The sequence below is a fragment of the Candidatus Zixiibacteriota bacterium genome, assembly GCA_036480375.1.
GTDB lineage: Bacteria > Zixibacteria > MSB-5A5 > GN15 > JAAZOE01 > JAZGGI01.
Window position 1 is genome coordinate 20980 of record JAZGGI010000008.1, and the last position, 22596, is coordinate 43575.

Annotated in this window: 25 protein-coding genes; 1 reads left to right on the top strand and 24 read right to left on the bottom strand. The window is 44.6% G+C overall.

All coding sequences use genetic code 11. The features are described 5' to 3' along the window. Nucleotides 1-3: 3 nt before the first annotated feature. The 5 genes from V3V99_01705 to ccmA all read right to left on the bottom strand — a co-directional run bounded on the left by V3V99_01705 (nt 4) and on the right by ccmA (nt 2514). Nucleotides 4-390, bottom strand: coding sequence for a cytochrome c maturation protein CcmE (locus V3V99_01705; protein ID MEE9441365.1), 387 nt, complete (start codon nt 388-390; stop codon nt 4-6). Between the two features lie 2 nt (nt 391-392). Further along, nucleotides 393-497, bottom strand: coding sequence for a CcmD family protein (locus tag V3V99_01710; protein MEE9441366.1), 105 nt, complete (start codon nt 495-497; stop codon nt 393-395). Beyond that, nucleotides 494-1159, bottom strand: a complete 666-nt coding sequence (locus V3V99_01715; protein MEE9441367.1) for a cytochrome c biogenesis protein — start codon at nt 1157-1159, stop codon at nt 494-496. Before V3V99_01715 ends, V3V99_01710 begins: the two co-directional genes overlap by 4 nt. Before the next feature lie 82 nt (nt 1160-1241). Beyond that, entirely contained in the window at nt 1242-1928 is a 687-nt protein-coding gene (locus V3V99_01720; protein ID MEE9441368.1) for a heme exporter protein CcmB, read from the bottom strand. After that, entirely contained in the window at nt 1897-2514 is a 618-nt protein-coding gene (ccmA, locus tag V3V99_01725) for a heme ABC exporter ATP-binding protein CcmA (GenBank protein ID MEE9441369.1), read from the bottom strand. Before ccmA ends, V3V99_01720 begins: the two co-directional genes overlap by 32 nt. A 170-nt stretch (nt 2515-2684) precedes the next feature. Between ccmA and V3V99_01730 the strand changes: the two genes are divergently transcribed. Continuing rightward, a complete protein-coding gene (locus V3V99_01730; GenBank protein MEE9441370.1) occupies nt 2685-4967 on the top strand; it encodes a T9SS type A sorting domain-containing protein in 2283 nt (760 codons plus the stop codon). 57 nt (nt 4968-5024) lie between these two features. On the opposite strand, the gene V3V99_01735 is transcribed toward V3V99_01730, so the two are convergent. The 19 genes from V3V99_01735 to aroC form a co-directional block, all read right to left on the bottom strand. Continuing rightward, entirely contained in the window at nt 5025-6125 is a 1101-nt protein-coding gene (locus tag V3V99_01735) for a hypothetical protein (GenBank protein MEE9441371.1), read from the bottom strand. Between the two features lie 53 nt (nt 6126-6178). Continuing rightward, nucleotides 6179-7750, bottom strand: coding sequence for a hypothetical protein (locus V3V99_01740; protein ID MEE9441372.1), 1572 nt, complete (start codon nt 7748-7750; stop codon nt 6179-6181). A gap of 14 nt (nt 7751-7764) precedes the next feature. After that, nucleotides 7765-8670, bottom strand: coding sequence for a cytochrome c3 family protein (locus tag V3V99_01745; GenBank protein MEE9441373.1), 906 nt, complete (start codon nt 8668-8670; stop codon nt 7765-7767). 240 nt (nt 8671-8910) lie between these two features. Continuing rightward, entirely contained in the window at nt 8911-9168 is a 258-nt protein-coding gene (locus tag V3V99_01750; GenBank protein ID MEE9441374.1) for a hypothetical protein, read from the bottom strand. Nucleotides 9169-9304: 136 nt separating this feature from the next. Continuing rightward, complete coding sequence (lepB, locus tag V3V99_01755) at nt 9305-9997, bottom strand: signal peptidase I (GenBank protein MEE9441375.1); 693 nt, start codon at nt 9995-9997, stop codon at nt 9305-9307. Nucleotides 9998-10079: 82 nt separating this feature from the next. Continuing rightward, nucleotides 10080-10808 carry a signal peptidase I gene (lepB, locus tag V3V99_01760; protein ID MEE9441376.1) on the bottom strand — a complete coding sequence of 243 codons (729 nt, stop codon included), beginning with the start codon at nt 10806-10808 and terminating at the stop codon, nt 10080-10082. A gap of 17 nt (nt 10809-10825) precedes the next feature. Continuing rightward, nucleotides 10826-11890 (bottom strand): RIP metalloprotease RseP, encoded by a 1065-nt coding sequence (gene rseP, locus V3V99_01765; protein ID MEE9441377.1) that lies wholly within the window; start codon nt 11888-11890, stop codon nt 10826-10828. Further along, a complete protein-coding gene (locus V3V99_01770) occupies nt 11884-13044 on the bottom strand; it encodes a 1-deoxy-D-xylulose-5-phosphate reductoisomerase (GenBank protein ID MEE9441378.1) in 1161 nt (386 codons plus the stop codon). The genes rseP and V3V99_01770 overlap by 7 nt, the downstream gene beginning before the upstream one ends. An 81-nt stretch (nt 13045-13125) precedes the next feature. Further along, on the bottom strand, nt 13126-13695 hold the full coding sequence (locus tag V3V99_01775) for a peptidylprolyl isomerase (protein ID MEE9441379.1): 570 nt from the start codon (nt 13693-13695) through the stop codon (nt 13126-13128). A gap of 81 nt (nt 13696-13776) precedes the next feature. Beyond that, entirely contained in the window at nt 13777-14652 is an 876-nt protein-coding gene (locus V3V99_01780; protein ID MEE9441380.1) for a hypothetical protein, read from the bottom strand. A 408-nt stretch (nt 14653-15060) separates the two neighbouring features. Further along, nucleotides 15061-15726: an OmpA family protein gene (locus V3V99_01785; GenBank protein ID MEE9441381.1), complete on the bottom strand. Its 666-nt coding sequence runs from the start codon at nt 15724-15726 to the stop codon at nt 15061-15063. Between the two features lie 115 nt (nt 15727-15841). Then, nucleotides 15842-16399, bottom strand: coding sequence for a ribosome recycling factor (gene frr / locus V3V99_01790; protein MEE9441382.1), 558 nt, complete (start codon nt 16397-16399; stop codon nt 15842-15844). A 15-nt stretch (nt 16400-16414) separates the two neighbouring features. Then, nucleotides 16415-17131, bottom strand: coding sequence for a UMP kinase (pyrH, locus tag V3V99_01795; protein MEE9441383.1), 717 nt, complete (start codon nt 17129-17131; stop codon nt 16415-16417). A gap of 3 nt (nt 17132-17134) precedes the next feature. Next, on the bottom strand, nt 17135-17731 hold the full coding sequence (gene tsf / locus V3V99_01800; GenBank protein MEE9441384.1) for a translation elongation factor Ts: 597 nt from the start codon (nt 17729-17731) through the stop codon (nt 17135-17137). Between the two features lie 15 nt (nt 17732-17746). Continuing rightward, nucleotides 17747-18565 (bottom strand): 30S ribosomal protein S2, encoded by an 819-nt coding sequence (gene rpsB / locus V3V99_01805; GenBank protein MEE9441385.1) that lies wholly within the window; start codon nt 18563-18565, stop codon nt 17747-17749. 102 nt (nt 18566-18667) lie between these two features. After that, complete coding sequence (gene rpsI, locus V3V99_01810) at nt 18668-19081, bottom strand: 30S ribosomal protein S9 (protein MEE9441386.1); 414 nt, start codon at nt 19079-19081, stop codon at nt 18668-18670. A gap of 15 nt (nt 19082-19096) precedes the next feature. Beyond that, complete coding sequence (gene rplM / locus V3V99_01815) at nt 19097-19528, bottom strand: 50S ribosomal protein L13 (GenBank protein ID MEE9441387.1); 432 nt, start codon at nt 19526-19528, stop codon at nt 19097-19099. Between the two features lie 207 nt (nt 19529-19735). Beyond that, a complete protein-coding gene (locus V3V99_01820; GenBank protein MEE9441388.1) occupies nt 19736-21217 on the bottom strand; it encodes a leucyl aminopeptidase in 1482 nt (493 codons plus the stop codon). 138 nt (nt 21218-21355) lie between these two features. Beyond that, complete coding sequence (aroC, locus tag V3V99_01825; GenBank protein ID MEE9441389.1) at nt 21356-22552, bottom strand: chorismate synthase; 1197 nt, start codon at nt 22550-22552, stop codon at nt 21356-21358. Between the last annotated feature and the right edge of the window lie 44 nt (nt 22553-22596).

Genomic DNA, 22596 nt, shown 5'->3' on the forward strand with positions numbered 1-22596 from the left:
GTCTTAAGCCTCTTGATCCAACCCCTGATATTTCGAGGGACATTTAACGAGCAATTGATCGGCCACAAAAACCCCGTTATCGTAGCGTCCTTTGGCGACCACCGATGTAGCCTGTTCAAAATTCCCCGGAACCACGCCGCCATAAATTACTTTGAGCCTAAAATCGGATTCAGGATTTTCAAGGTCGGTTATTACAAATTCCAGGCGAGACTCTTCGGCATTGTAATTGACTGCGTCAAAATCGATTTTACCCATAACCTGAACCGTCCCCTGCGTTGTTGATACTTTGGTCAGGGGTACATATGTGACAGTGGTTGAAACGAAGGAATATAATCCCCAGGTGACAAAGACGGCAATTATCAGCAAACCGGCAATATATTTAGTTTTCACTTCTAATCCTCAAGCTTCTTAACTTTTCTATCTAACATCAGTAGATATACGAACAAGGCTACCCAAATGAGAAGGGTAACGGCCATGACCATGTAATTGGAAGTCATTTCATTAACTCCTCATAAACTTTGCGTTCTTTAACAAAAATCTTAATCGTTAATTTATACATCCAGGCAAAGACCATCGTGAACGCGATAAGAGCCGGGAAAAACACCGATGTGGTCGTTCCCGACATTGTAATTTTTCCCGATTCGTCAACTATCGAATCAGAGGGATGCAAAGACGGCATTACGCGAGGGATGACAAATACCAGAAAAGGAACCGCCAAAAACGCGAAAATGGCATAAACGGCCGCCAGACGCCCCCGTTTTTCGGGATCATCAACCGCCGAACGCAGGGCGAAATATGCTCCATAAATCAGAAGCAGTATAAAAATAGATGTCTCCCGGGGATCCCAATTCCAAAACGACTGCCAGGTTACTTTTGCGAATATTGAACCCGTTATTGTCGCCAGCAAACAGAATAATAAACCCAGACCGGCCGCCGCGCGCGAACGATCGTCGTCAATTATATTCCCGTTCTTGAGATACCTGATTGACATAATCATTGAAATCAAAAAGGCCAATACGGCCACCCAGGCCTGGGGCACATGAAAGTAAAATATGCGGCTCGCGGCTCCGATCGATTGCTGAGGCGCAGGAAATACAAAGGCCGCGATTATGACCCATGTCATTAAGGCAAACAATATAATTTTCAACCAACCGGACATTATTTATCCTCAATCCATAACTGGCCAATATAAATAAATTTTGAATTAAAACAAACGAATACGCGATAAGTTCCAATTTGTCTTAATCGTTCCATACAAATTCAAAAAGCATTAAACTGGCCGTAATCATTACCACCGAATAGGCGAAAAGCAATTGAATTTCCGGCGAAGCAGCTGCGAAACCCGCGCCGGGCGACAACGCCTTTTTGGTACCTTCAATAGCGCCGATCAATAATGGCAAGAGAATCGGAAATGATAATACGGCAAATAAAGCCCCCTTGACACCAGCTTTGGCGATAAGGGCGGCGATCAATGTAGTCGTCCCTACCAAGGCAATTCCGCCCAGAAACAAAATTACCAAAAAGAGCTGGAAATTTTGGACATTGACGTCCGTCATGATGATAAACATCGGAGTAATAATTACTTCCAGAATTATTAACAGAAAGAAATTGAAAACCAGTTTTCCCAGATAGACCGCGGTGGAATCGGCCGTTAGTTTTAATATGGTTGAAGTTTTGGCTTCTTCTTCTCTGATAAATACCTGAGCCAGCCCTGACATCGCCGCAAAGAAAATAATAATCCAAAAAAGCGAGGCATATACGGCAGGTTCCAGATTCATTTGTCCCACGGAAAATGAGACAACTGTCAATGTCGTAATGCCGAAAAGCAAAATTGCGTTTAATGCGTAACGGGTTCTAAACTCGCACCGGATATCCTTACGAAGGATCGCGACCGACTTAGCTATTAAGCTGGTAGAGTTTTTCGGCAATCCCATACTCCTCTTTTTCATTAGTCGCGATTATCAATATCCCGTTTTCCTTCTGCCTTTCAATAACTTTTGAAACCAGATTTTTGCCATCGTCATCAAGATTAGAAGTTGGCTCATCAAGCAGCAAAAAAGCAGGCTTATTTAACAACGCCACGGCGTATTTAAGCCTCTGCTTCATTCCCGATGAATAGGCGCCGTATTTATCTTTGCCTCTCCCTTTTAATCCAATCTCTTTAAGAGTTGTTTTTATTTCCTCCGAAGTGATTGATACGCCTCTCATGGTAGCGAAAAACCTGAGATTCTCTTCGGCCGTCAATGGATCATAGAGCGTCATTTCCGGGCCGACATATGACAGGATTTGACGGGTGGTGGAACGATTTAACCTTCCGCTTGAATCGTAATATATAACTTCTCCTCGGGTTGGAGACGCCAGCCCGGCCAGAAGGCGCAACAGGGTCGTTTTCCCTGAACCGTTGCGGCCGGTTATAGCCAGTGACTGGCCGCTTTGAAGCTCGAATGATACGTCTCTGAGAACCTTCCGAAACCCAAAATTCTTGAATAACTTTTTAACTTCCAACCTGTACATTTTTGCTCATCCAAATAAAATCATTCAAGGATAATCAAATTTCGCACTCTTAATCAAGGAAAATAATTATTCCTACCCCAGGTCATACCTGCAGTTATCAATTATTTCGACTTGACAAATCGGATTTTTCATCAAAATTACGTATGTATAAAAAAACCCGGAGTATCGATTTGAAAACGCGATTAAGCCTTGGAATACTTTATACTTTTGCATTTTGGGTACTAATTTTGAGCGGCGTCGCTCAATCAGATATCATTCTGGTTCCGGCCCAACGAACGACAATTCAAATAGGAATCAACGCCGCTTCCGAAGGTGACACTGTTTTGGTCGCGCCCGGGATATACTCCGGCCCGGGAAATTCCAGATTAGATTTCCTTGGAAAACGAATCCTGGTAACTTCTGAAGGCGGTTCAGAGCTAACAACTATCTTGACGACCGGAGAATCTCGCTCAGTCACATTTGATAGCGGGGAAGATTCCCTGTCCATATTAGACGGATTTACAGTATCTGGCGGATATGAAATCAACTTCGATTGGTCTCAGCCGTTTCGAGGTGGGATACTATGTATCGATACCTCTCCCCTAATTCGAAACTGCATCATCCGAGATTGTTATGCTGAAGAAGGCGGAGGGCTGTTTTTATCGGGCGGCGCGCCCCGCATCGAGAACTGTCTTATAGAAAATAATAAGGCGTCTCATCGCGGGGGAGCCATAATGGCTTTGTGCGAGCGGTTGACGATAGTCAATTCCACTATTACTAAAAACCGTGTCAAAACGACTGAACAGGGGCGGCTGGCATCAGGAGGAGGTATAAAAAACCTTGGGAATTTGTTCCTGAAAAACTGCAATATATCGGGCAACAGAGTCACACATGATTCCGGCCTCCCTTCTATGGATGATTTCGCGCTGGCTCAGGGGGGCGGAATATATAGTTTATTGGGTCGTGTCGAAATTGACAGTTGTATTATAGCCCGCAATTCGGCGGGCACAGGAGCAGGGTTAGTATGCGGCCTGGCTGACGCTACAATCTCATTTACCAAAATATTTAACAACACATCTTCGGTTTATGCCGGGATAGCATTTATAAGCGGTTTCCAAAATCCGCTTGATGTACGAAATTCCACATTTGCCTGCAATTATTCCGCCCGTGATCTTTGCGACGGCATAGCGATACTAAGCTCGCCCTCATTTGTAAAGGCTGAGAAAACAACTGAAAAAAATTTCGAATTGGGAAATTATTCCGCAGGTGGAATCGTAAAGAATAATCTATTCGCCTTCAATTCATCTACTCCTGTTTATAACGACGATGCCGCATACACTCTTGATATTTCATTTAATAATATCTGGCATACTGTCTCGGGGCCCGACTACGGAGGAGTCTTTACCGATTTAACCGGCATTGATGGAAACATCTCTTACGATCCAATGTTTTGCTCAGTATCCGATAGCGGGCTTGATATTGACGCCTATTCCCCTTGCGCCGACGGTGGAGAGTTGGGCGAAGCGATTGGGGCCGGTCAGGTTCTTTGCGATTTGTATGCTGCGGGTCCGCAAAGAATATCGGTTAAGTTAAATGAGGATACTCCCGCCGGAAATCAGGCTATTTTGGATAATACGCTAAATCAACTCCGCCCCTGGGATTCGCTTCACATTGCGTCAGATAATTCGACCGTATTAATCGAAAATTTATCAATTGATTTCCCTATATATGTTTTCGGCGGCGGTAAGTACCGAGACAGCTCGTTTGTTTTATCCAAAGATTTTTCGCTCCAGAACCGCCCGACCGTTACAATCAGCGATTTCGCGATATTGCGAAATGTATGGATTGACGGGTATCACGGTGACGGATTATTGCTCGGCTATAACGCAATTAACTTCTCAAACTCTCCGACTATAATAGATTCATCATATCTAACCGCGTTTGAATCTGATGCCGCACTGGCCATATTTGAAGCGTCTCCGCTAATAAGAAATTGCGAAATAACCAACGGCATATCCGCTATCGGTAACGGTGATGTTATCGCGTCTAATAATTTCTGGGAATGTCCTGACATAATTTGCATTGATAGCCTTTTGCAATATGATAGTCTGTTTTATACCGGTACGATTTTTGTCGAACCATTCCTGACTCAAAGCCCGACTTCGGCCGAAGATTTAGTAAATAATAATTTACCACATAAAATAGTCCTCTCACAAAACTATCCCAATCCGTTCAACGCTTCCACTAAAATAGAGTTTACGATTCATCGGGCCGGACATGTCGAGTTATTTATATTTGATATTCTCGGCCGCCGCGTCGCGAATATTATATATAAACACCTACCCGCCGGTTCACATCAGGTAATCTGGAGCGGCAAAAACGATTCCGGCAATGATTCCCCGTCGGGGATATACATTTACCGCCTTAAGTTAAATAACCAAACAGAAATCAAGAAATTGATACTATTGAAATAAAAAAAAGCCCCTTCTCGTCAGAGAAAGGGCCTTTTTCATATCATTTAACTCAATTCATTAATCATGCGATTTTGCCAGAGGCGGATGTTCAATCGATGGAACTCCTTCGGGATCGCCGGTAGTCATGTAATTGATCGATGACTGCAACAGGGCTGCCGCATAGCGAGTGTTGTGAATACCGTGCGACTTATCTTCATGGACGAAAGCCCAGTTGAAAATAGCGCCGACTGAATCTGCATCGGGAACGACCAAATCATCAGTAGGCTCCCAGGCATCATCTTCGGCAATGTACTCAAGAAGTCCGGCTGCGATTAAGAGAGTCTCCAGTTCCTCCATCAAGTCGTCGATTTCTGTCTGGACACCCTCGGTGTCGTCGCCGTCGCCATCGAAGTCAAAATCCGTCACCCGATCGAAATCATCGATTTCCGTATAGGTGGCATGACAGCCATCGACGTTACAAGCGTCAGTGTTCTCATCCTCTTCAGTTTCCATCCAGAAAGTGTGGCCACCCATTACATAATCGACGCTGTTATCGAAATGGCATGTGACGCAGCCTTCGGCCACGCCGGTGGAATGCCAGGAGTCGTCGTCGTAATCGTAACCATCGTATTCATAGGCGTTCTCGCCAATCAGCATGTCGGACTGGTTGCTGTGATGCGGCCCGAAGTGGCCGCTCAACTCCACGCTGTCGACGACGTACGTTTCAATGTCGCGGCGCCCATGGTGGCATGCAACGCAAAGATTCGATCGCCCCCGGTTGTAGGTGGCGCCGTTGCCCAGTGTGACCGCCGCGGTTGTTCTGAGCGCGAAATCACCGTCGTTGTGAGGATCGTGGCAGGTGAAACAGCCTACGGACGTGAAATGATCGGCGGTTACATCGGCGCCGGTTACGCTGGCTATAAACCCTTCATTGGTGTGACAGGGTCGGCAGGATCCGCTGCTTCTCATAGCATTGCCAGACGCATGCGCTGAGTTCTCCCACTGCCTAGTGGCCAGAATAACCTCCGTACCGAGATCGTCGGCGCCGTCATGACAATCGAAGCAATTGTTCGGGCCGTTGTCAGCCACTTCAACGGTGCCAACTATCTCCCGTTCACAAGAGACAAAGACCATCAACACAAAAATAATGATCGCTGTCAGAATAACATTGTCCTTCATTTTTCCCTCCTTGTGGAGTTTTATTTTTTTAATTTCATTTTCTTCAACTACCTTCAAAACTTGTATGAATATGACACTTCGATAATGTTTGCCGTGTAATATTCGGCATATGGCCTGGACATATCGGCCAGATTATCAAAATTATCGATGGTATAAGTAATCTCTAATTTGTGGGCGTGGGTCACGGAATAAAGAGTCTTAAAATAAATTCGCGAGCTTTCAATATCTACATCCTGTCGACTACGGACATACCGGCCGCCAGCGCCTAATTGAAATTCATGGCATCGCGGGCTCAAGTAATTTCCAGTTAAAATATTATCGCTGAATTCGAATAAACCGCCCGAATTATCATATTCGCCTTTTAAATAAGAATATTGATAATCCAGTTCACCAAATCTGGAATTATTCAAATAACCCGTCAGACTCCATTTCCCATAACTCGATTCGCTCCCAATTTCGTTATTCTCTATTTTTCTATTTTCCCTTATTAAGCGGACATTGCCATATTCCCGCGGTAAGTCATATTTGAGCGATACGCGGTATCGGGAATAATCCCGGTCGCCGGTTAATGTTTGACCCTCATTGACAGCTTTATTTTCAGAGCCATAATTAGCTCGTGTGGTTAATTGTGCCGTTATTTTAGCCCATGTTGACAAATAATAACCGTTAGAAGATAACTCGTCCGGGACCATATCATTTCCTTTATGGCGATATCCGAGAGTAATTCCCGCCCTTCGTGGCCATACTTTGCTGATAAATAATCCTTGAGTTATATTATCCGTCGCGGCCAGATCGCCGGTGCGCCGAGCTCGATCCCAGATAAAATTGTACTTCAGACTATATCCGGAACCATAATTATACTTCATCCCGCCCCAGGCTGTATTAGCGGAAAGAGTATCAAATCGCCTCTTCACTTTACTCGTGTAATGCTGAAAGCCGCCGTTGAGTATAACTTTTTGATAAAACGGCAATCGGATTACTGCGTTGATTCTGGTTCGAGTTGAATTACGATCATTGGCCATATCAATGCCGTCGTCGAATGAAGTTGACCGATAATCCGCCTGAACATTATAGAACGAATGCGTAAAACGAAGTCCGGAGTTAAAATATTTTTGGCTATAATCGACCTTATTCGTTAGAATAGTTGGACCGTCGTTATACAGATTCGTCGCAGAGCCTTTTTTCCCGACCGAACCAATCCCTCCATATAATCGAATCATGCGATGAGGCTGCAGCCATGCATTACCGCCGAATGTTTCTCTTTCGGTATTAGCTGAGCTGGAAGAATTATAAATCCTTCGATATTGATTATAATTCAGATTAATTCCATAGTATCTTGCCCTCGTGACTCCCAATGAGAGATTCCGATTTTTTAGAGTGATATTTTTGAAATTAGCATTCACACAAGTGCCATTATCGAAACGATAATTATACTTCTCAAGAGATATCTGGAATCCCTGATACATATTAAAATTGGGTTGATAGACGCTCGGACTTCCTTCTTCAGACAAATCCAAAAATCCGATTTTAACCATTCCGGTCTGCCGATCGGCCATCGCAACTCCGGCCGATATCAGGAGAACAGCCGCGACTATCCCGATTATTCTATAATTTTTATTAAACAAGACTCTCCTCCCTCCTAATTTCGCCGGTGGCAATAACATGCTTCAGGGTTTCCTGTTAGTTTAAGCCCCAAGTCCTGGTCGAGTAGAAAACGGTTTCTGAAATCGAAAGAACCATGAACCTGGCTATGGCAATCAATACATTCAAGCGAGGCATAAGCTCCATCGTGCGCCGTAGCGGAATGCCCGACTCCTTCGCTATGGCATTGCCGACACAAACCATTACCCGGTTGCGTCAGCAACCTATCATTGGGACTGCCGTGCGGTGAATGGCACGAAATACATCCTGATCCTTCGGTCGAAAAAGTACTCGTGGCTTCATGCTCGGCTATGAAGGGTCCACTTTGTTCGGGATGACAGGAAACACAATTTACTCCTGTTCCATGGCCAAAATCCGGTGATGCCTTGCCGATAAAATCATGACATCCGGTGCAGGTAGCTCCTCCGAATCCGAGAGGATGGTTTGATCTTTGGATAAACTCATTAGCAGTTTGTTTGTGACATTTTTCACAAATCAAGACATCACTTTGATTAATTGCGTCATTATCACTTGAATGAATCGCATGACAAGAAACACAGGATAAGTCAAGTTCTGCAAAAGATATCATTCCCGAAGCGTTTTCATTGAGATGTGGATTATGGCACTCCGTGCAAATTACCCCCATCTTATGTACTCCTGAGGAAGCGAGACACAATATATTGTCTATCGTTGGATCGTCAACATGCGCATCGCCGTCACCATGACAACTTGTACAGCCGATTGTAGTCGAACCGGCTCGAACCTTTAATTTTAATGCATGGGGACTTTCGACCAGTGTTTTGTCGTACCCATCATGACAATCCAAACAGGTTTCACTCGTGACTTGACCCAGTCCCGCTTGATATCCCAATAATAGAAATATTAAGATTAGCCGTGATTTCATATTTTTTCCACCCATTGGCTATTTTTACAAATAATAAAAATTGTCCTCAAATCTTGAATAACATACCATTTTTGTCGTCATTTTGTCAAGATAAAATTCACCTTTTTACCGAAAAATATAATATTTTTCGCTCTACAATTAACTTATCTCTATGTGATTTATAGTATTAAATTATTTATTCAAATCCGGTATATTTCAAAGAACAATGAAATAATCCAAGAACAGGCCGGCAATTAATAATCAAATCAAAGCGGCTACAGCGGCGGTACGGTCACGCCGAAACCGTTTCAAAATATCGTCAACCGGACATTCTTCACAGTTGAGATTGACATGAGTTGTAATTATAGACGATAGATTATCATCAAAAAGCGAGGCATGCTTTCCAGAGTACTGTTTCTTAGCCAAAAGATTAGCCCCCCGAAGTACATCACAGTCCTCACAATTTGGGACTTTGCGCACCTCTGCCAGCATCGCCGCAATTTCCTTTGCCGCCGGCATTCTCCTGAACGAAAACATTGACACTCCCATTCCCTGGATGATACACTCTCCAATTATTAAACGAAAGTTTTTAGAGAACAGGCAACAATAAAATTCGTGAACACTTGGTTTTTTAACAGAGGACTAAGTGGGTCTTCTATTCAACTATATCGCCCAAGCGCGACCACCGCACTCTCTGGAAAAAATGCAACATATTATAAAAAACAGATTTTGGAATCGAGGTTAAATCGGCCAAGGTCACCTCGGGAGCGTCTTCATCCGGCGTCCATGACCAGTGAATCAGCATGGCCTGCCCCTGAATTAATTCAAGGTTCACCGGCCCCCAGAATCTTGAATCAGAGCTATTATCGCGATTGTCACCCATACAGAAAATATGATTTTTCCTGACTACTACTTTGGGGAAATTATCACGCGGATTTGCCCCGGGAGGTATTATTCTGGAGCCGGTAAATTTCGAGAATTCGGGATCGGGAAATCGGACCCCGTCAATATACAACACTTTGTCAATTACTTCTACGACTTGCCCTTCGGTAGCTACGCATCGTTTGATATAATTCGTTTTCCGATCGACCGGATATCGAAAAACAACCACGTCGCCCGGTTCGGGATTTCTGAAGGAGGGTAATCGCCAATTCGTTAACGGAATCTGGGCGCCGTATATAAATTTGTTAGCCAGGAAAAAATCGCCGATGAGCATCGTATCTTCCATCGATGATGAAGGAATTTTGTAGGCTTCCACGACTGAAGTTTTAATAATGAAAGCCAATATCAGGGCAATAATCAATGACTTGGCGTATTCATAAGTTCCGGAAGATACTTTCTTCGACAAATCGCCTCCATACAGTTTTTGAAATGTTCAGAACGCAAATATATATAACACCATTTAAAAGACAAAGTGAATTTTTCCTGATTTAGTCTACCGTCTGGACAAATCGATCCCAGCGAATCCTCCCCAAAAATCGAGAAGTATTATCCCAGATCGATCTCGGGATAGTTGTCAAATCCGTCATGTCAATCTGAGTAGCGTCTTTATCCTCAGCAATCGACCATTGAATTATAAAGACATATCCCTCGATTAAATCAAGAGACACCGGCCCCCAGAATCGGGAATCATTGCTTTTATCACGGTTATCGCCCATCGCGAAGATGGTTCCTTTAGGTACCCGATAAGGCCCGAAGTTATCACGACGCGGTACAAATTGAGCGGGATATTTTCCATCCAAATATTTCGAGAATTCAGGATCCGGGAATATTTCACCGTCAACATAAAGAACTTTATCCTTCACCGCAACGATTTGACCCTCAACAGCAATGCATCGCTTGACATAATCGGTTTTGCGGTCGCCGGGATACTTGAAAGTAATAATATCTCCGGGCTGGGGCGGCCTGACCGCCGGAAATCGCCAGTCGGTAAAGGGCACTTTCGCACCGTATAAAAATTTATTGGAAATTATCAAATCACCGATAAGGAGAGTATCTTCCATCGATGATGAAGGCACTTTATAAGCTTCAGCTATCGAGGTCTTAATTATAAACGCGGCTATAACCGCGAATAATATTGCCTTGGCATAATCAAACGATTGAGTAACGGCAGTCTTTTTTCTTTTATTTTCTTTCTTCTTCTTTTTTTTCTTTGGCATCAATATTTAATCTCGTCTTACCCGGTAATTACGCGAACGATATCATTGTAGGTCACCATAATTATCACAACCAGTAAAAATACCAGTCCAATCTGCTGAGCAATAGCCCGTTGGTTTAAAGACAGCGGCTTCCCTTTAAGTTTCTCGATAAGGAGAAATATCAGATGCCCGCCATCTAAAACCGGAATCGGCAGGATATTTAGGATGGCCAAATTTACCGATAATAAGGCCATAAACGCCAAAAGATCAATAAGGCCCCTTTTTGCCATAGCCCCCGCCGCCTGCGCAATGAAAACCGGCCCGCCAATCATTTTTGGAGAAATCTGAGCCGTCACCAAGTCATAGACAAATTTATAAACGTTCTTTGTAAAGTACCACGTCATTGCTAAACCACGATGCCCAGATTCAAAAAATCCAAGATCAACGATGGTTGTCTGCTGGCCCACTCCCATCATCCCGATAGGAACTTTTTCACCCTTTTCATTATAGACTTCTTCAGAATAAGTAGTTAGTCCGACCGACATTTCGATGTCATCACGAATCCAGATGACGGTAATAGGTTCTTCGACATGAGTGGAGATAATTCGGGCCATGCTCTCAAAAGTTGTGATGGGCGAATCATTGATTCGGACTATCATATCTCCCGGTACGATTCCCGCCCCTTCGGCAGGACTGCCTTCTGCGACCACTCCTATTACGGCTTGATCGGTGCTTGCGACTTCTTCGCCGTTAACAAAAAATATTCCCCAGAGTATCAGAAAGGCGATGACAAAATTCATAATCGGCCCGGCCGCGACGACGATAGCCCGTGCCCCTACCGATTTTGACATAAATTCATAAGCCGCTCCGGTCGACTCCTCGCCCGGTAATTCACCGGCCATTTTTACAAAGCCACCCAGAGGCACAAGACCGATTGAATATTCTGTCTCACCGACTTTTTTCTTAATTATGGCTGGCGGAAATCCGAGCGAAAATTTCTCAACTTTGATTCCAGCCCGTTTGGCCGCGATAAAATGACCTAATTCATGGAAGAAGATTAAAACACCGAGTACAAATACCGTTGCAAGAATGGTTATTAGCATGTCATTTTCCTGACTATTTCTTCTGCTCTATTTCTGGTTTCCCTGTCAATATTCAATATATCGTCAAGGTTTGGCTTATTAACCACGTTATGTTCAACTAAAATTCTCTCAATAAGTTCCGTAATTTGAACAAATCCAATCCTTCCGTCAAGAAAATAAGCAACCGCCTTTTCGTTGGCGGCATTAAGAACGGCCGGAGCCGTCCCCCCCGCCTCAGCCACGTTTCGTGCCAATCGAAGAGCCGGAAATTTTTCTTCATCGGGCTCATAAAATTCGAGCCGCCCTGCTTCGGTTAAACTCAATCGCCCGTTATCGGACTCGACCCGGTCGGGCCAGAATAAGGCGTAGGCGATGGGGAGCTTCATATCCGGATTTGAGAGCTGGGCAATAATCGAACTATCGTCATATTCCACCAGAGAATGGACTATCGATTGAGGGTGAATGACAATCTCAATTTGATCGGTTGGCATAGTGAACAGCCAGACCGCTTCGATAAGCTCCAGCCCTTTATTCATCATCGTGGCCGAATCAATAGTAATCTTGGGACCCATCTTCCAGGTTGGGTGTGCCAGAGCCTCATCTATAGTAATAGCTTTGAACGATTCTTTGTCCCGAGTCCTGAACGGCCCCCCCGATGCGGTCAGGATTATCTTTCTTATTTCGGATAATTTTCCGGCATTCATACATTGCCAGATGGCCGAATGCTCCGAATCGACCGGCATGATTTTGCCCCCGGATTTAATCACTTCATCTTCAAAAAGAGGTCCCCCGACGACTAACGATTCCTTATTGGCCAGAGCCAGATTTTTGCCCGCCTTAATCGTCTCCAGAGAAGCCAGCAATCCGGCGGCGCCGACTAAGGCATTCAGGACAATATCATTTTCCGCGAGCGATGCCAGTTTTTGCAATCCATCCGGCCCGTATATTATCTCTATATCCTTTCCCGGCAATTCATTTTTGAGTATATCCGCTTCTTTTTCGGAATAAACTGAAACGAATTTTGGATTAAATTTTCTTATTTGTTTTTTTAATAGGTCTAAATTTCTCCCGGCTGCCAAGGCTACGATATTAAAACTACCGGGATTGTCGGTAATGACATCCAGAGTCGAACGGCCGATCGACCCTGTTGAACCGAGTATGCTAATATTTTTCATTTTCATTTCTCAGTCTAAACTACGAATAATACGCCGGTCAGTTGCGTATCGATTATTCGATTGTTATATCCCCTTCGATCTTTATGGGAACCGGTTCCCTTCTTCCCAAATTTTCAATAAATGCACGGCTTCAATCGGTTTATCGTTTTCATCGGTGGCCAATCGTCCAATTTTTTTCACGACATCCATGCCTTCAACGGTACGGCCGAAAATTGTATATTGTCCGTCTAAATCCGGGCGGCGTGAAAGACAAATAAAAAACTGACACGAAGCCGAATTGGGATCAAGTCCTCGCGCCATCGACAGCGTCCCCGGATTATGTGGCAAATTGGAAAATTCAGCGGGGATTACATAACCGGCATGACCGGATATATCGTTAGTCGGGGAACCGGATTGAATCATGAAATTTTTAACCACGCGATGCCATTGCAATCCGGTATAAAAACCCTTATTCGCCAGATCCAAAAAATTAGCCACATGATTGGGAGCCACATCCGGCCATAATTCAAGAACTATTTTTCCCTTATCCGTCTCAATACACACCCGGGGGTATTCGTTTTTACCAGCAGATTCCTCCTGCGGCTCATCTTTGTCGCCACCGCAATTAGCCAGCACAATAATTAACAGTATAAAAAAACCAAATCGACGCATTCGGGCCTATCTCCATCTAAATTTATGAAGCGAATATAGACCCGCGACTGGTTTAAGTCAAATAATTGTCTGGATTGCTGATCAATCAGGATAATAATTCAATATTCTTGACTTTATTATTTCAATTCCGGTCGTATCCGCGGCATCGGCATATCCGACGACCACATCGCCATAATATGGAACTGTACAAAGTCGATGATATCCTGCCGGTAAACATTTAATTTCTAAATCCGGAAATGACGGCAGGGGCGGCAATATAAATACTCTGAGCGTGTTGTCAACGAAATTGTAATCCTTAACCATCTCGCGAGCGGCAATATAATAATTTGGTGGGCTCACGGTTCCTTCATAGATGAGGATCATCATTAAACCAGCCAGGGGATAATCGGAATCATAATAAATATCAATATTGTTATTGAGGTGATGTACTTCTAAAGTAAATTCCTTTGTGTCGGCTCCCAATAATGAATCGACTTTGATATCGCCATGACATAAGAACGAATCCGCCTCCATAATGATTCGATACATGCCTGCGATTTCCCTGCCACCTACTATCTGAGTATGATCCCATACCGTCCAGTAACTGCCCGGGGGTTTTTCTTCATTTAATAAATCGGCAATGATCTGCTGCGTGAAATCAATTACGTAAATGTGAGTAATGGACGTTTCCGGAATGTCAAAATGAATCATTGCCTGCTGGTAACTGGGATTAGGAAAAACCGGATATAACGCGAAAGTCTGAGGCACGGAATCATTCGGGTACGGGTACTGATAACACCAGTCATTGGGATCAATCGAGCGAAAACTATCATCTCTTTGTACTTCAGTTATACCCGAAATTGTTATGGTGTCGATTGCAACCTCAGGTGTAACGGGTTTTGGACTATCGTCTGAACAACGAATAAAAACCATAAGAGACAAGGATAGCAATACTGCCAACACTTTACGCCGCAACATATAAACCTCCAAATATGACTGCCAATAAACTGGCCAGCCCGAATTAGTTTAATAATTATAAAATCACTTTATCAATTTAGAGTAAACCAATTATGTCCTTTGCCACCTTGATTAAATGCCACAGCGTAGTTACACTTATTATACTAATTACTGGAGAAATGTCAATGAATATTAACTCGCGTGCCCGCTTATAAAATCCACCAGAAAGGGCTTGTTGAAAAACCGCCGCCGAGAGTTACGGCGGGTCTTGATTTTGTAAAAACAAAATTGTAACCTGCCGTAGACCAAAAACTTATAAATCGAAACGAATCTCTATTATTGGTGCTGAAGTTCACTTTTGAGCTTATTCAACAAGCCCGAAAAGGTGGGCTTTTAGTATAAAATTAAACTGACGATAAAGTCAAGAATTTAGCCATCAACTTTATCCTTAGCTACGCCTTTGAGTTTGTCATTAGCGAATATGGCGATATCCACCCGCCGATTCGCCTGACGGCCGGAAGAAATGGCATTATCCGCAACCGGCTGATCTTCACCGTATCCCATAATTCGGAAACGCGTGGCGATAACCTGCTTGGTAGTCAATAAATTCGCGACTGATTGCGCCCGGCGCAATGAAAGGTCCAGATTGTGCTCGGCCGGTCCGGTCGAATCGGTATGCCCCTCGATTAAAACTTCGGTATCTTCATATTTAATTAAAATTCCGGCCAGTTTTTCCAAATTTACTTTGGCTTCGCGCCTAAGCCCGGAAGAGTTGACATCAAAGAGAATTCCGGAATCGAAAGTAATCTTAATTCCCTCGCCGATCCGTTCAATCGTTGCTCCTTCGAGGTCGCGCTCAATTTCTTCCGCCTGCTTATCCATATAATTGCCGATGTAGGCTCCGGCCGCTCCGCCGATAGCCGCGCCGAGAATGGCACCCACGGCGGTATTACCGGCTTTATCGCCGATAACCGCTCCGGCCGCGGCTCCGGCCCCGGCACCGATTAAGGCGCCCTGATATTTCTTCTTAAGTCCGCAACCCCAAATGCTTGTTAATAGAATGGCGCATAGGGTTAATATTAGAAAACGTCTCATCGAATATCCTCCTTACTGTGAAGAGTACTATTTAATAGACGCTGCAAGATTAATTAATGTTGGTGTTATTAGCAGCCCTCAAAACAAAATACAAAAATTCAATTATCCGAAAATATCAAACGGACATGATGTCCTTTTCCTTGGCCTCGACCAGTTCGTCGATTTCCTTGATAAATTTATCGGTTGCCTTCTGAATATTATCGATACCGTCATGCATTTGATCTTCGGATACTTTTTTATTTTTTTCGGCTTTTTTTAGTTTATCATTGGCGTCGCGGCGAATATTTCTAATCGCGACCCGACCATCCTCAGCCATCTTTTTGCAAAGCTTGACTAATTCGCCCCGCCTCTCCTCTGACAGCGGAGGAATCGGAATCCTTATCAAATTGCTTTCAGCCTGGGGATTCAATCCCAATTCAGCGGTTTGGATCGCCTTAACTACATCCTTGATAATACTTTTATCCCACGGCTGAACCAACAAGCTTTTCGGATCGGGCACTGATATTGAACCCAATTGATTTAGAGGCGTCATCTGTCCGTAGGCCTCTACCTTGACGCTATCAAGCAGCGCCGGAGTCGCTTTCCCGGAACGTATGCCGGACAGATCGCCTTTGACCGCCTCGATAGTTTTTTTCATGCGGCTTTCCGCATCGGTTTGAATTTCGTTCAGCATAATTAAGACTCCCAGTTATTGAACCAAAGTTCCGATTTTGTCACCCATCCCGGCTTTATAGAGATTGCCCTCTTCAGTCATGTTAAAGACCAGAATTGGAATATTATTTTCACGGCATAATGCGATAGCCGTCGCGTCCATGACTTTCAAATGCCGAGTCAAAACATCATCGTAAGATATACCAGTATATAATTCCGCCGAATCATCCTTCTCCGGATCGCCGCTGTAAACGCCGTCCACGCGTGTACCTTTCATGACGACTTCAGCATTGAGTTCTGCGGCTCGCTGTGCCGCGGCGGTATCGGTCGTGAAATATGGATTTCCCGTTCCGGCTGCGAGAATGACAATTCGGCCTTTTTCAAGATGACTGATTGCCTTATTGCGAATATAAAATTCCGCGACCGTATCCATTCTCAGGGCCGACATGACCCGCGCCGATATGCCGATCTGATTCAACCCGTCTTTAAGAGCCATGGCATTCAGAACAGTCGCCATCATCCCCATAAAATCGGCGGTAACTCGATCCATTCCATTTTGTGATGCTTTAAGGCCGCGGAAGATATTACCGGCTCCAATGACGATTCCAATTTGGATTTTGGCCTGTGAAAGTTCTTTGAATTCCAGACAAATTTTCCGGACGGTCCCCGGATCAATACCATAGAGACCTTTACCCATCAGGCTTTCCCCCGATAGTTTCAAAATAATTCGCTTATAATGGGGATCGTCCCCCATCTATTATTCTCCCAGGCGAAATCTTACGAAACGACGAATCTGAATATTCTCGCCTAATTTCGCAATCGCATCCGTAACCAGATCCGAAACGGTTTTATCGTTATCTTTTACGAAAGCCTGCTCCAACAAACAAGCTTCCGAATAGAATTTTTCCATTTTTCCTTCGATAATCTTGTCGATAATCTTCTCGGGTTTGCCCTCCCGCTCAGCTTGACCGCGATAGACTTCCTTTTCGGTATCGATCAATTCCGAAGTAACCTCTTCACGGCTGATGACTTTGGGATCGGCCGCCGCAACTTGCATGGCGACATCTTTGGCAAATGCCTTAAAATCATCGGTGCGGGCGACAAAATCGGTTTCACAATTAATCTCGACTAATACTCCCAGTTTGTCACCGGGATGAATATAAGAACAAATCAGACCTTCGCTGGTAGCTCGACCTGATTTTTTGCTGGCTGAAGCAATCCCCCTTTCGCGTAGATTCTTGATAGCCTTCTCCTGATCTCCATCGCTATCGGTCAGCGCTTTTTTGCAATCCATCATACCCGCGCCGGTTTTATCACGCAGTTCCTTTACCATTTTCGCTGTAATTTCGGCCATTTCGTAGTTTCTCCCCTATTTATTCTCAGCTGCGTCTTCATCGGTGGTTGGCACAGCGTTCTTACTTTCTGTTTTCACTTCGGGTTCTTGCGGGACTTCCTTTACTTCCGGCTCAATAGAAAAATCGCCAGCAGTCATTTCCTCGGTCGTCGTTCCCTGCTTGACCGCCAAAATATAATCAGCAAGTTCATTGGTAATTACACGAATTGATTTGATGGCATCGTCATTGGCAGCGATAGGAAAGTCAATTAATTCAGGATCAGCGTTGGTATCGACTATCGCTACAATCGGAATATTCAACTTGGCAGCCTCGGCAACCGCGATTTTTTCTTTTTTGGAATCGATGACATAGACCAAACCAGGAAGAGCATTCATTTCACGGATACCGCCTAAAACCCGATCCAGACGATTTTGCTCGCGCTCCAGACGGCTGGTTTCCTTTTTAGTAAATTTCTCAAAAGTGCCGTCTTCTTTCATCTTTTCGATTTCTTTAAGGCGTTTAATGCCGCCACGTATAGTATTGAAATTAGTCAGCATTCCACCCAGCCAGCGGTCGGTAATATAAAACGCACCCGCTCTTTCGGCGGATTCGCGGATAACATTTTGAGCCTGCTTTTTGGTTCCCACAAACAAAATCGGCCGGCCGCTGGAGACCACTTCATTAATTTTGCGTTTGGCTTCGTCAATGGCCGTAAGAGTTTTTTTCAGGTCAATAATATAAATGCCGTTTCGGGCGGCAAATATAAACGGCTTCATCTTGGGATTCCAGCGTCGGGTCTGATGCCCAAAATGGACGCCGGCTTCGAGTAAACGCTTGATACGTGAATCAATCATTGATAGGCCTTTCCGGTTTTTACGACCACTTCCTTCATCCTGCATCGGGCCGCGAGATACGGACCCCCGATAAAGTCCGGAAGTGTGGTTATTTTTAATTTATTAACGCTTGGAGAACTGGAAGCGCTTCCGCGCCTTCGGTTGTCCATATTTCTTTCTTTCGACCTTTCGGGCGTCAACGGTTAAAAAACCACCCTTTTTCAATTCGTTCCGCAGCGACGGATCATAAATTATTAAAGCCCGGGCAACCGCTAACCTTATCGCTCCCGCCTGACCGGTCAAACCACCGCCTTTAACGCTGGCGGTAATATCAAACTTTCCGCTCATTTCCACTTTTTCAAGAGGTTCCATAATATGTTTAATGAGTGAATCGCGGCAAAGATAGGCTTTCTTCTCGCGGCCATTAATCAAAATCTGGCCTTTACCGGGCTTGATATCGACGCGGCAAACCGATTCCTTTCTGCGGCCTGTGCCTGCAAATACGTCCGGGGTCTTATTATCAGCAGCCTGTTCCATATTCTAATTCCACTTTCAGTCTAATTTCAGGGCTTGAGGTTTTTGTGCCCGGTGAGGATGAAAATCATCGGCATAAACATGAAGCTTTTTGAATACTTTTCGTCCCAGGCGATTATGCGGAATCATACCCTTAATCGCGTTTTCAATGACTTTTTCCGGATGCTTTTCGATCATCTGACCATAAGTACGAGTCCGTAATCCTCCCGGGTAACCGGAATGACGATAATACTTCTTGGATTCGGCTTTGCGTCCGGTAACGGTCACATGGCGGGCGTTAATGACGATAACATTATCTCCACAATCGAGATGCGGTGAAAAATACGGCTTGTTCTTGCCGCGTAAAATATCAGCGATTTTTACAGCGGCCCGACCCAACACAGCTCCCTTGAGGTCGGCCACATACCATTTTCGATCAATGTCGGTCGCCTTGGGTATAAATGTTTTCATTTCCAACTCCAAAATATAAATCCGCTAAATAACAGAGCCTGAAAATATAAGCCAAAATATCCTACTGTCAAGTCCTTAATTATAAAAAATTCCCGCCTTGATCCTGTCCCCGTTCTTATCGGTTGATTTACGCAACCGGTTTAGTCACAACAAATTCAGAATCAAATAAAAACCCCGCTTCAAAGCGGGGTTTTTCTTAGATATTTCTCAACTAACTTTTTTCCAACGCATCAGTAATTCCAAAAGCAATCTTACGCCAAACCCCGTCGCTCCTTTGGGAATATAAGGCAATCCCTTCGGCTCCAGATCGACGTAAGCGATATCAATATGCGCCCATGGCCTGTCCTTTACGAATTTCTTCAGAAACGCCGCGGCCTTCAAAGTGCCGGCGTCAGCCCCGCCGGAATTTTTTAAATCCGCGATATCCGATTTCATGGCGTCTTCGAAATCTTTCCAGATCGGAAGATCCCAGACTCTCTCCCCGGTCGCGAATGACGCCGCATGAATATTGTCAATTAGCTTTTTGTTATTTCCCGCGAATACCGCCCCGGTATAGCCCAGAATATATTTTGTTCCGCCGGTTAACGTCGCGATATCAATAATCGCCTGCGGATCGAATATCTCCGCATAATCCAATGCGTCTGCCAAAATCATCCGACCCTCTGCGTCGGTGCTGATTATTTCAATGGAATGACCCGCCCGCGAAATAACAACATCGCCGGGACGGCTGGCTTTGCCCGACGGCATATTTTCCACCAACGGCATCAGAGCGATCAAATTAATTTTGGCGTTTAACCGGGCGGCGGCGGTAATCACATTTAGAACCACCGCCGATCCCGTCATATCATTTTTCATATCAACCATACCCGCCGGTGTTTTCAACGACAATCCGCCCGAATCAAATGTCACGCCTTTGCCGATTATCACAACCGGCTTCCCTTTGGGCTTGCCATTATACTCGAGAATTACAAAACGGGGCGGATTGTCCGAACCCTTGCTAACCGATAATAGCGCCCCCATTTTTTCTTTCTTGATTTCCGATGGACTTAAGATTTTGCATTTGAACTTATATTTCTTCGCCAGCCGAGCCGCCTCTTTGGCGTAGGCCTCGGGATATAGATTATTGCCCGGTATATTAACCAAATCACGGCAATGTGTCACCGCTTCAGAGATTATCTCCCCTCGCGCCAAACCGACTTCAGCTTGACGAAGTTTACCCCGCTGAGGAATAACAACCGACATCGATTTGATTATCTCTTTTTTATCCGTCTTATAATTCTCGTAATGATAACTCCCGAGCACAAATCCCTCGACAATTGCCGATGTAATGGGGTTGGTATCGGGACCATCATAATAAAACGAAACGCCCTCTATCTTATGTGATCGCGCCATCTTTCCGACAATCCCGGCCGCCTTACGATAAGAATCAAATGTTATCGATTTCTTCTCACCCAATCCGGCCAAAATAAACCGCCCCGCCATCGTTTCGGTGACCTGATGGATCATTACAGATTTCGCTTCAGATCCATCAAATTCGCCGGATGCGAACATCTCACCGACCGTGCCGCCTGTAAGAATATCGATTTTTTCAATTACATCGCCTTTGGGGATATCATTTTTATAGCAGAATATCGCAACCGCCTTATCGGCAATGTCAAATACGTCAGATACATGACTGGAAAGTTTCATAATTTACCTCAGAGCTTATTTTTTAAATTTCGAATTACTCAAAATGTACAAAATTAATAAGGCTCGACCAACAAATTTCATCAACAATACATACTATGAAATGATTATAATCTATTTAGCGTTTGGATATAGTAATCTTTAAAAATCGGTGTTTAAATAGCTCTCGTAATTGGTCTCAATTTCCGCCAGATTATCGCCCCCGAACTTATCGAGAAACGCATCGGCGAGTACCATCGCGACCATAGCCTCGCCGACAATCGCCGCGGCCGGGACGACACAAATATCGGATCGCTCAACAATCGCTTCTCTGGCTTCTTTGCAAATAATATCTACCGTATCAAGCGGTCGCATCAGGGTCGATATCGGCTTGCATGCTCCTCGAACAATGAGCTCGCTTCCATTAGTCAATCCCCCCTCAATTCCTCCAGCCCGATTTGTCTTTCTATAAAAACCTTTCGATTTTGGATGCTTGTCCGGAGAATCATAATATATGATGTCATGTACTTTCGAGCCGAATCTCCCTGCGTTGGAAAATCCCTTGCCGATCTCCACTCCTTTGACCGATTGAATTGACATTATCGTTGCCGCTAATTGACTGTCTATTTTTTGATACCACTGGGCATTGTTACCCAAACCGGTCGGAAGACCGCATACTCTCACCTCAAATACTCCACCCAGAGTATCACGATTTTTCATTGCCTGCTTAATCACAGCGATCATTTTTTTCTCGGCGACGGTATCGACGCATCTCACCGGTGAGGCGTCCGACCAGCCGGATATTAAATCAAAATCAATCTTTTTGCCGCTTATTTTTGCCTTACCAATCGAAATAACATGGGACGCGATATTAATGTCAAAATATTCAAGCAACTGTCGGGCGATCGCGCCGCAAGCCACCCGCGCCGCGGTTTCCCTCGCCGAGGCCCGCTCAAGAACATTTCTGAGATCATGCTGATTGTATTTAATCGCCCCGGCCAAATCAATATGCCCCGGACGCGGAGCGGTCACATCATATGCCCGCTTCTTTTGCATTGGCGAAAGATTTCGGCCGATTGATCTCATTGGATCCATTATTTTTTTCCAATTCGACCAATCCTTATTCGATATCTCGAGAGTGATGGGCGATCCCAGCGTTTTCCCATGTCGTAAACCGCTAAGAATATTTACCTTGTCTTTTTCAATTTTCATCCGGCCGCCCCGACCATAGCCTTGCTGTCGGCGGCCTAATTGCTCATTAATCTTTTTTAATGATATCGGTATACCGGCCGGAAACGATTCGACCAATCCTATTATCCCCCGGCCATGGGATTCACCGGCTGTTAAATAACGGGGCATTTGTCCTCCTGATTATACCCCCAAAATATATTGGTATTATGAGA

Excerpts from the sequence above, each read along its gene's own strand:
- ccmA (MEE9441369.1), bottom strand. The coding sequence starts at position 2,514 with ATGTACAGGTTGGAAGTTAAAAAGTTATTCAAGAATTTTGGGTTTCGG.
- lepB (MEE9441376.1), bottom strand. The coding sequence starts at position 10,808 with ATGCCAAAGAAAAAAAAGAAGAAGAAAGAAAATAAAAGAAAAAAGACT.
- rpsB (MEE9441385.1), bottom strand. The coding sequence starts at position 18,565 with ATGATTGATTCACGTATCAAGCGTTTACTCGAAGCCGGCGTCCATTTT.
- tsf (MEE9441384.1), bottom strand. The coding sequence starts at position 17,731 with ATGGCCGAAATTACAGCGAAAATGGTAAAGGAACTGCGTGATAAAACC.
- V3V99_01820 (MEE9441388.1), bottom strand. The coding sequence starts at position 21,217 with ATGAAACTTTCCAGTCATGTATCTGACGTATTTGACATTGCCGATAAG.
- V3V99_01715 (MEE9441367.1), bottom strand. The coding sequence starts at position 1,159 with ATGTCCGGTTGGTTGAAAATTATATTGTTTGCCTTAATGACATGGGTC.
- V3V99_01780 (MEE9441380.1), bottom strand. The coding sequence starts at position 14,652 with ATGTTGCGGCGTAAAGTGTTGGCAGTATTGCTATCCTTGTCTCTTATG.
- V3V99_01775 (MEE9441379.1), bottom strand. The coding sequence starts at position 13,695 with ATGCGTCGATTTGGTTTTTTTATACTGTTAATTATTGTGCTGGCTAAT.
- rpsI (MEE9441386.1), bottom strand. The coding sequence starts at position 19,081 with ATGGAACAGGCTGCTGATAATAAGACCCCGGACGTATTTGCAGGCACA.
- aroC (MEE9441389.1), bottom strand. The coding sequence starts at position 22,552 with ATGCCCCGTTATTTAACAGCCGGTGAATCCCATGGCCGGGGGATAATA.
- V3V99_01745 (MEE9441373.1), bottom strand. The coding sequence starts at position 8,670 with ATGAAATCACGGCTAATCTTAATATTTCTATTATTGGGATATCAAGCG.
- frr (MEE9441382.1), bottom strand. The coding sequence starts at position 16,399 with ATGCTGAACGAAATTCAAACCGATGCGGAAAGCCGCATGAAAAAAACT.
- pyrH (MEE9441383.1), bottom strand. The coding sequence starts at position 17,131 with ATGGGGGACGATCCCCATTATAAGCGAATTATTTTGAAACTATCGGGG.
- V3V99_01735 (MEE9441371.1), bottom strand. The coding sequence starts at position 6,125 with ATGAAGGACAATGTTATTCTGACAGCGATCATTATTTTTGTGTTGATG.
- rplM (MEE9441387.1), bottom strand. The coding sequence starts at position 19,528 with ATGAAAACATTTATACCCAAGGCGACCGACATTGATCGAAAATGGTAT.
- rseP (MEE9441377.1), bottom strand. The coding sequence starts at position 11,890 with ATGCTAATAACCATTCTTGCAACGGTATTTGTACTCGGTGTTTTAATC.
- V3V99_01770 (MEE9441378.1), bottom strand. The coding sequence starts at position 13,044 with ATGAAAAATATTAGCATACTCGGTTCAACAGGGTCGATCGGCCGTTCG.
- V3V99_01710 (MEE9441366.1), bottom strand. The coding sequence starts at position 497 with ATGACTTCCAATTACATGGTCATGGCCGTTACCCTTCTCATTTGGGTA.
- V3V99_01750 (MEE9441374.1), bottom strand. The coding sequence starts at position 9,168 with ATGCCGGCGGCAAAGGAAATTGCGGCGATGCTGGCAGAGGTGCGCAAA.
- V3V99_01785 (MEE9441381.1), bottom strand. The coding sequence starts at position 15,726 with ATGAGACGTTTTCTAATATTAACCCTATGCGCCATTCTATTAACAAGC.